We start from the raw sequence: 2,707 nt of genomic DNA on the forward strand, positions 1-2,707 counted from the left end.
AAATCAACCGAGATTCCCAGAGTAGTGGCGAGCGAAATGGGATGAGCCTGTACTCTTTATCTGAACTGTTAGCCGAATGCTCTGGAAAGTGCAGCCATAGCAGGTGATAGCCCTGTAGGCGAAAACAGATTGGAAGAACTGGGTGTACGACAAGTAGGGCGGGACACGTGAAATCCTGTCTGAAGATGGGGGGACCATCCTCCAAGGCTAAATACTCGTGATCGACCGATAGTGAACCAGTACCGTGAGGGAAAGGCGAAAAGAACCCCGGGAGGGGAGTGAAACAGATCCTGAAACCGCATGCATACAAACAGTCGGAGCCTCGCAAGGGGTGACGGCGTACCTTTTGTATAATGGGTCAGCGACTTACATTCAGTGGCAAGCTTAACCGAATAGGGCAGGCGTAGCGAAAGCGAGTCCGAACAGGGCGTCCAGTCGCTGGGTGTAGACCCGAAACCAGGTGATCTATCCATGGCCAGGTTGAAGGCACGGTAACACGTGCTGGAGGACCGAACCCACTAACGTTGAAAAGTTAGGGGATGAGCTGTGGATAGGGGTGAAAGGCTAAACAAACCTGGAAATAGCTGGTTCTCTCCGAAAACTATTTAGGTAGTGCCTCGTGTATCACCTTCGGGGGTAGAGCACTGTCATGGTTGATGGGTCCATTGCGGATTACGTCGCCATAGCAAACTCCGAATACCGAAGAGTGCAATCACGGGAGACAGACATCGGGTGCTAACGTCCGGTGTCAAGAGGGAAACAACCCAGACCGCCAGCTAAGGTCCCCAAATATGGCTAAGTGGGAAACGAAGTGGGAAGGCTAAAACAGTCAGGAGGTTGGCTTAGAAGCAGCCACCCTTTAAAGAAAGCGTAATAGCTCACTGATCGAGTCGTCCTGCGCGGAAGATGTAACGGGGCTAAGCCATATACCGAAGCTGCGGATGCACATTTATGTGCATGGTAGGAGAGCGTTCTGTAAGCCTGCGAAGGTGCACCGGAAGGTGTGCTGGAGGTATCAGAAGTGCGAATGCTGACATGAGTAGCGATAAAGGGGGTGAAAGGCCCCCTCGCCGTAAGCCCAAGGTTTCCTACGCAACGTTCATCGGCGTAGGGTGAGTCGGCCCCTAAGGCGAGGCAGAAATGCGTAGCTGATGGGAAGCAGGTCAATATTCCTGCACCATTGTGAAATGCGATGGGGGGACGGATCGCGGAAGGTTGTCCGGGTGTTGGAAGTCCCGGTCCTTGCATTGGAGAAGGCGCTTTGGCAAATCCGGGCGCGCAATTCAAGGGTGCGAGGCCATGCTCTTCGGAGCAGAAGCAACTGGAAGTGGTTCCAAGAAAAGCCTCTAAGCTTCAGTTTCACAGTGACCGTACCGCAAACCGACACAGGTGGGCGAGATGAGTATTCTAAGGCGCTTGAGAGAACTCGGGAGAAGGAACTCGGCAAATTGGTACCGTAACTTCGGGATAAGGTACGCCCTGGTAGCTTGAGGAGCCTGCGCTCCGAGGGTGAAGGGGTTGCAATAAACTGGTGGCTGCGACTGTTTAATAAAAACACAGCACTCTGCAAACACGAAAGTGGACGTATAGGGTGTGACGCCTGCCCGGTGCCGGAAGATTAAATGATGGGGTGCAAGCTCTTGATTGAAGTCCCGGTAAACGGCGGCCGTAACTATAACGGTCCTAAGGTAGCGAAATTCCTTGTCGGGTAAGTTCCGACCTGCACGAATGGCGTAACGATGGCCACACTGTCTCCTCCCGAGACTCAGCGAAGTTGAAGTGTTTGTGATGATGCAATCTCCCCGCGGCTAGACGGAAAGACCCCATGAACCTTTACTGCAGCTTTGCATTGGACTTTGAACCGGTTTGTGTAGGATAGGTGGGAGGCTGTGAAGTTGGGACGCTAGTCTCAATGGAGCCGTCCTTGAAATACCACCCTGATCTGTTTGAGGTTCTAACCCTGGTCCGTGAATCCGGATCGGGGACAGTGCATGGCAGGCAGTTTGACTGGGGCGGTCTCCTCCCAAAGGGTAACGGAGGAGTACGAAGGTACGCTAGGTACGGTCGGAAATCGTGCTGATAGTGCAATGGCATAAGCGTGCTTGACTGTGAGACTGACAAGTCGAACAGGTGCGAAAGCAGGTCATAGTGATCCGGTGGTTCTGTATGGAAGGGCCATCGCTCAACGGATAAAAGGTACTCTGGGGATAACAGGCTGATACCGCCCAAGAGTTCATATCGACGGCGGTGTTTGGCACCTCGATGTCGGCTCATCTCATCCTGGGGCTGTAGCCGGTCCCAAGGGTATGGCTGTTCGCCATTTAAAGAGGTACGTGAGCTGGGTTTAAAACGTCGTGAGACAGTTTGGTCCCTATCTGCCGTGGGCGCTGGAAGTTTGAGGGGGCCTGCTCCTAGTACGAGAGGACCGGAGTGGACGAACCTCTGGTGTACCGGTTGTCACGCCAGTGGCATTGCCGGGTAGCTATGTTCGGAAGAGATAACCGCTGAAAGCATCTAAGCGGGAAACTCGCCTCAAGATGAGACTTCCCCGGAGCTTCGAGCTCCTTGAAGGGTCGTTCGAGACCAGGACGTTGATAGGTCAGGTGTGGAAGCGCAGTAATGCGTTAAGCTAACTGATACTAATTGCCCGTAAGGCTTGATCCTATAACAGGTGTGTTTCGCGATGCTCGTTGGTGCTTCAGCACTT

At 53.3% G+C, this 2,707-nt stretch carries 1 rRNA gene (only partly in view); it reads left to right on the forward strand.

Annotated features, from left to right (window positions below):
* Positions 1–2,664 (forward strand): 23S ribosomal RNA (locus tag U5775_RS38460); it begins 217 nt to the left of the window's first position.
* Positions 2,665–2,707: the final 43 nt, after the last annotated feature.

This window comes from Paraburkholderia sp. J63 (assembly GCF_905220245.1).
Lineage (GTDB): Bacteria > Pseudomonadota > Gammaproteobacteria > Burkholderiales > Burkholderiaceae > Paraburkholderia.